Origin of the sequence: Sphingomonas sp. CCH5-D11 (assembly GCF_001557395.1) — a bacterium.
Taxonomy (GTDB): Bacteria; Pseudomonadota; Alphaproteobacteria; order Sphingomonadales; family Sphingomonadaceae; genus Sphingomonas.
This window is the reverse complement of the sequence record NZ_LSKH01000351.1, coordinates 1-6,407: the sequence shown is the minus strand read 5'-3', so window position 1 is coordinate 6,407 and position 6,407 is coordinate 1. Positions and strand designations below refer to the sequence as shown.

The 6,407-nt window shown below is 64.9% G+C and carries 4 protein-coding genes and 1 pseudogene; 2 read left to right on the top strand and 3 right to left on the bottom strand.

The window, feature by feature from the left end:
• The 3 genes from AX702_RS22730 to AX702_RS21000 all read right to left on the bottom strand — a co-directional run.
• Positions 1-931 (bottom strand): nuclease (locus AX702_RS22730; RefSeq protein WP_066782284.1); only part of this gene is annotated, 931 nt, incomplete at its 3' end.
• A 10-nt stretch (positions 932-941) separates the two neighbouring features.
• A complete protein-coding gene (locus AX702_RS21005) occupies positions 942-2,132 on the bottom strand; it encodes a YdcF family protein (protein ID WP_231731993.1) in 1,191 nt (396 codons plus the stop codon).
• Complete coding sequence (locus AX702_RS21000) at positions 2,129-4,663, bottom strand: TonB-dependent receptor (protein ID WP_066782283.1); 2,535 nt, start codon at positions 4,661-4,663, stop codon at positions 2,129-2,131. Before AX702_RS21000 ends, AX702_RS21005 begins: the two co-directional genes overlap by 4 nt.
• Before the next feature lie 206 nt (positions 4,664-4,869).
• On the opposite strand from AX702_RS21000, the gene AX702_RS20995 reads away from it, so the two are divergent.
• Positions 4,870-5,832, top strand: a complete 963-nt coding sequence (locus AX702_RS20995; protein WP_066782282.1) for a LysR family transcriptional regulator — start codon at positions 4,870-4,872, stop codon at positions 5,830-5,832.
• Positions 5,833-5,968: 136 nt separating this feature from the next.
• A pseudogene (locus AX702_RS23530) lies at positions 5,969-6,175 on the top strand (integrase core domain-containing protein); the annotation flags it as partial.
• Between the last annotated feature and the right edge of the window lie 232 nt (positions 6,176-6,407).

Here is a 6,407-nt window from a genome sequence, read left to right as displayed (position 1 = left end):
GGGCGGGCGTGATCTGCGCGGGTGGGCGGGCGCTTTCGACCCAGGCGCGAACCAGCATGTCGCGCAGCATGGAAGCGCCGGCGGCGATCCGCTCATGCACCAGCTCGCGCACGTCCCGGTCGTTGGCGTCGGCGAAGCCGCTGCGCTTTTCCAGCGTATAGACCTGCCGCACCTTGTCCCCCGAAGCATCGACATAGCGCAGGACATGATCGAACATGTCGCCCGTCTGCCGCGCGGGCGCGCCGATGCGGGCACGCACGTCCGCCGGGGTAAGCGCGATCAGGTCGACGAAGCGACTTTCGAAACGGCCGTGGACGCTCCGGTCGGTCGTGAACCCTTCGGGATTTTCACCGCGCCATCCATCGGAATGGATCGAGATGTGCAGCGGGTTGGCCGCATCGCCGATATAATGGCCAAGGCGGGTCACATCAAAAGCGCAGTTCCGCTCGGCGAATTCGGGATCGCGCCCCTCGCCAGCAAGCCTGCGCACCTGGCGCATGCACACCACGATCCGGTCGTAAGCCTCCATCGCGGCATAGGGCAAAGTGCCAGTCCAGCGGACGTTGGTGCGCGCCGCCGCCCCCGGATCGCTGGCCCGGATGCGCAGATGCTGGTCGTAGAGCGCCAGCACGAATTCGTAGCGGCTGCGCGGGATCGTTTTCAGGAAGGTGAATTGTTCGCGAAACCAGCCGTGATTGGGATCCTCGACGATCTTCGAAAAGCCTTCCGCATCGCCGCGCCAGCCATCGGGCTGGGAGGCGGAAGCGGCAATATAATCGACGTGCTTTTGCAGAAAGACAGGGCCGTCCGCCGGAATGGCGTGGATCGCGGCGGTGTCGATCACCGCATGGCCGCGCTCTCCCCAGGCAAACGCGGGCTGGTGGAGAAGGGCGACGAGACCGGCGGTGACGGCGGCGAGCAACTGGCGCACAGGCACCTCCTTAGGGGTCGAGCGGATCGCGCGGGTCGATCCGCGCGGCAGCAGCGGCAGGCCGCCATTCTAGCGCTGTCGGGCTGAGCCGGGTGCCGGCCGCGCCCGGCGCATAGCCAAGCTCCCGCTGGTTCCGATCGACAAAGGCGGCGCTGCCGATATTGGCGCTCTGGACCGGATTGCAGACAACCAGCGTGTCCTGGGTCAACGGCGCGCCCATCGCGATCAGCAGCCGGGCGGCATTGCGCATGTTGGTGGTCGTGTGCCGCGCATGAGGGTCGATCACGATCCGGTCGGGCGGGATGCCATAACGTTCGATCAACGCGCGGCGCATCTCGACCGCCTCGGCAAAGCGGGTGTTGAAGGGGTGCGCCCGTCCACCCGACACGATGATGAACGCAGCGTCACCGCGCGCGAACTGCTGGGCAGCGAGGCGCAAATGATATTTGCCGCCGGGGCTGAGCGGCATGTCCGCAAGCTCCGGGCCAATCCCGGTGACGATCAGCGCCGTGTAGCGGAACGCGCCCCAGTTCGTCCGCCGCGCACGGGCAAAGGCAGCGGCGTTCATCCCGCCGTCCAGCGGCAGGAAGGCAACCGCATCGGTGCGGTTGCTGCCATCGAGCAAGGCGAGGGCGAAATCGAATGACGAATCAACGGCGTTGAGCGATCCCGCACGCGGCGTCTGCGCCACCCAATGCGCCGCCTGAAGCCAGGCGCGGCGCTCGGCCGGGCTGATGGTGCCCGCGCCGTCGATCGCCGGATAGGGTGGCACCTCGCCCAGGCCATAGGTGCCAAGGATCATGTTGACGCCCTGAAGCTCCCGCCTCGCCTGCGCGGCGACACCGTCGTCAAACGCCGGAAGACTGCCTGGCAACGCCTTTGCCAGCGCAGCGATCTCATCCTCTCGCCAGACCAGCGCCTGCGCCGCGCAGCCCGGCTCCTGCTGGCAGCTGGCAACCCGATCAGCGCGAGCAGCGAGCAGCGTGGCGACGGCCGGCTGACGCGCGAGCGCCTCCGTCGCCCCTCGATCAGCGCCGAGCGCCGTGAACAGTGGAAAGAGTCGCTGCGACAGGGCGGCGAAGGCCGCATCCGTCACGGGTGCCTGAGCGGTAGCGGCAGGCGTGGCCGATGCGACCCCGGGCGGGACGGCGCAGGCGGCGACGAGCGCCGCCGCCTGCCACGCGAAGCCGGCGCGGATCACCAGTCCAGACCCACCACCAGGCGGAAGTTGCGGCCGAAGATCGGGCGACCGTAGATCGCCTCCGTGCTCCCCTGCCCAGCGAGCGAGTCCGTGCGGGTATTGCCCTCGGTCAGGCCCTTTTCATTGAACAGATTGTCGGCGACGACCTGCAGCTTCCACCGGCCATGGTTCACCGTGACACCCGCGCCGATCGTGCCATAGGCCGGCAGCGCGGTGTTGTTGTAAAGATCGACGAAGCGCTTCCCCATATAGGTGTAGCGGCCATAGACCGAGATGTCGGTCTCGCCGGTCGTGAAGTCGAACGACGGGCGGATGTTGCCATATACCTTCGGCTGGCGGACGATCTGGTTGCCCTCCACCTGCTCCGGATCGGCGCCGGTGGTGCTGGCGAAGTTCTTATACTTGGGGTCGCTGATGGTCAGCGATCCGTTCAGCGTGAACCAGCGCGTCAGCGCCAGCGCACCGTCCAGCTCGACGCCCAGGATCTGCGCTTCGCCGATGAAGGGCACGTTCACGTCGTTGCGGCCGGTCGTGGGGTCAAACGCCAGGAACGAGGCGTTGAGCGGATCGAAGTTCGAATAGAAGCCGGTTGCGTAGAGGTAGGAGCGGCCGCTCGCCAGCTTCAGGCCGACCTCATACTGATCGGCAATGGTGGTGATGTAGACCGGGTTCGGGTTCACATCCATCGCAGACTGAACGTTGGGCGGCGTTTCGAGGTGCGATGCGCGGGCGTAGATGCCGACATTGTTGCTGAAGTCGTAATTGGCGCCGACCGTCCAGTTGGTCGCCTCCGTCTTCAGGTCGCGATCGACGATCACGCCGGTGAAGCCGCGGGTCGCATCGTCCGCCAGAGTGGTGGGGTCGCCCAGATTGACCTGGTCGGTCAACGCACCCCAGCCCTGGTAATCATAGCGTTCGTGCCGGATGCCGGCATCGATGCGCAGCCCGTCTACGATTTCCCACGTGTCGTTGGCGTAGATCGCGAACATGGAGGCGTCGGAATCGCCCTGGTTGAGCGTTGCGGCGTAATTCAGCACGCCATTGTCGGTGACGCGGCCGATCTCCGTCCCGGCAGCATTGTACGCCACCAGATCGAGCGTGCGCGGCGTTCCCGCGACCTCGATCAGATAGTTCTGATAGGCGTAGAAACGGTCCTGCCCATAAAGGCTGCCGTAGAGCCCGAGCGTGAGGTCATGGCTGCCCAGCCCCGTCTCGAGCCGCTTCGCGACGGACAGATTGGCCTGCGCCGAGTAGAAATCGGACGCGATGTCGCGATACTGGCCCTGCATGACGAGGCCGGAGGCGGTGGACGGGTCATAGACCGTGTTGGTGCCAGCGAGCGTGTAGCCGAACGAGGCGACCGGGCCGAACGCCGTCGTCGCGCGGGCGAGATAGCCCGCGGCGAAGCTGGCCGCATCGGCCGGATTGGTGGTCGAATAGAAAGCGGTGAAGCGGTTCTTGCCCTCAGTGTAGCCGGCCTTTGCCGAGACCAGCCAGCCGTCGAAATCACCTTCATATTGCGCGCCGATGTTGAACATCCGCATGTAGCGGCCGTCCGACAGATCGGTGGTGCGGCTTTCCGTTTGGCCCTGCCCGTTGCGGAAGGGGATGGTGACGTTGCGGAACGCCGGCGAGTTCATCGTGCCGGTGAAATAATCAATGTACGGATCGAGGCTAACCGACGGATCGCGCGGATCGGCGATCGGGATCGGCAGGTAGAAGACGTTCTTGTCGTTGACGTAATTGGCGCTCAGCTTGACAAAGCCATTGTCCAGATCGTGGCGGATGTTGGCGCGGATCTGGCCGCCGCGATCGTTGGGAAAGCCGTTGTCGCGATAGCCGTCATGATGGCGAATAAAGCCGCCAATGGCATAATACGTGTCCTTGCCAAGCGGGCCCGACTGGAAGGCGTCCAGGCGGTAAAGGCCGGTGTCGCCCAGCGTGACCTGCGCGCCGCCCTTCGGCGTGGCGCTGCCTTCGCGCGTGATGGCGTTGATGATCGCGCCCGAATAGCTGGAGAAGACCGGCGCAGGGCCGCCGCGCACCACCTCCAGCCGCTGGGTCATCAGATCCTGCTTCAGGATCGCATCGCCGCGGAAGAAGACGCCGTCATTCTCATGGAACAGCGGCAGGCCATCCTGCTGGAAGGAGACAAAGCCGCCATCGTTCGGCAGGCCGCGGATGCGATAGATGTTCTGCACCTCGCCGCCGGTAATCTCCGTCTGGAAGCCGGGCAGCTGGCCGATCAGATCGGCGAAGTTCACCGGCGCGATCTTTTCGATCTCCGCCTGGTTCAGCGTATTGATCGCGTAGGAGGCGTCAAAGCGGCGCTGTGCGCGCGCGGTGCCGGTGACGATGATTTCGGACCCTGCGCCCGCATCTTCGCCAGTACCATCGGTCGTGCGGTCGCTGGTGACATTGCCTGCTGTCGGCGTCGTGCTTTCGGCAGCGCTCTGCGCCCATGCCGTCCCCCCGGACAGCGTGCAAAGCGCGGCGGCGGCAACGCCGCCGACCAAAAGAGACTTACGCATGTTTCCCCCATTCAGGACTTGATCGCAGGTATTCGGTCGTAGGTAGAAGGACCGGTGCGCGAGCGCTCTCGAGGAGGATTGTGACGGGGTAACGTAGGTTTGATTTCACCCAGGTTGCAGCACGGCTGCGCTGCCTCGTCGGCAGGACGAAGCGTGAGTCCTTGGGGGCGAGCCTGCAACCTTGCGCCGCTGATTACGCAACGCTAATGCAAGCCACTCTCAATAGGGGTGGTCCGATCAAGCACTTCGATCTCAACCTGCTGGTCGTGCTTCACATGTTGCTTCAGACCAGAAGCGTCAGTCGGGCGGCGCAGCAGCTTGGGATCAGCCAGCCCACCGTTAGCCGGGCGCTTAGCGAGCTGCGCCGTCAGGTCGGCGATCCGCTGCTGGTCCGCTCGGGAGCAGCCATGACGCCGACGTCACGCGCGGTGGAGCTTGCCCGACCGCTGGAGAAATGGCTGGCGCTGACCTCCAGCGTGCTGGAGCCGGCGCGCTTCACGCCAGACCAGATCAAGCGCGTGTTCCGGATCGCGGCGACGGATTTTGGCGTGCTGTCAGTAATCGCGCCGGTGCTTCCAACCATTCGGCATTATGCCCCCGATTGCCGGATCGAAATCACGCCCTTCACGTCGGACATGGTCCGCAAGTGCGCGGCGGGCCATCTAGACCTGATCGTATACGGGTTCGCGCCGGACTTGTCGGCGACCCATTCACGCCACCTGTTTCGTGAAAGCCAGTCGGTGATCGTCCGCGCGGATCATCCCCTCGCCAGGCACCATCAGGACGGGCCGATGCCGCTGGATGATTATCTCCGCTGGCCGCATATCGGCATCAGCATCGGCGACCCGGCCGTCGACCATGTGCACCAATGCCTGGGCGATCGGGCTGACGAGCGGCGCGTGGTTGCCCGGCTGCCGTATTTCTACGCCGCTTCGGACCTGATCGGCACCTCCGACGCGATCCTGACCATCCCCACCCGCGCTGCACGGCAGTTCGCCACCGCGCAGCACTTCGCCTGTCTGAACGCGCCGGCGGAGATCGGCGGCTTCGATTATTGGGTGCTCTGGCACGAGCATAGCGCGCGCGATCCCGCGACCTTGTGGTTGATCGAGCAATTGTCGCTATCATCGGCCGCGATCGATGCCGACAGATGGGTGGTTCAGAGCTGACGACTGGCAACGTTCTCACGCTCAGCCAGATGCCGATATGTGTTCGGGAGTGTCGACGGGCCCCGTCTGTTGGCGGATCGATTTAGCGGGGGATAACCGGAAGCATCTCGGGCAATCCTGAAGGCCGTTTTAGCCCGTGAGGGCAGACTGTGACACGGCGCGGGGCTCGCACAAACATCGACGCGAGATATGCAATGCGTCGAAGCCAACCGCACCCGACCTGTTCCCCTCGCTCGCTGCGGCAAGGCGGATCATCAAGGCATGGCGGACGGACTACAGCACCGTGCGTCCGCACAGCAGCCTCGGCGGCATGGTCCCCGCCGAATTTACCAACCGTTCGCGCCACGGACGCGGCGACGGAAATCCTGCGCCCACTCATCTCGGCGATCGTTCTGACGAGCTGGTCGTGGATGTGGAAGGCGACCTCGCCGGCATCCTGACGGCCGCATCGGGAAACAAGGCGCTGGCCAAAACGCAAGAAACCCCGCCAAAGGCAGGGTTGGGGAAACGCAGATTAAGTTGGTTGCGGGGACAGGATTTGAACCTGTGACCTTCAGGTTATGAGCCTGACGAGC

Bases quoted from the DNA above. Each gene is read 5' to 3' on its own strand.
- AX702_RS21000 (WP_066782283.1), bottom strand. From the start codon at position 4,663: ATGCGTAAGTCTCTTTTGGTCGGCGGCGTTGCCGCCGCCGCGCTTTGC.
- AX702_RS20995 (WP_066782282.1), top strand. From the start codon at position 4,870: ATGCAAGCCACTCTCAATAGGGGTGGTCCGATCAAGCACTTCGATCTC.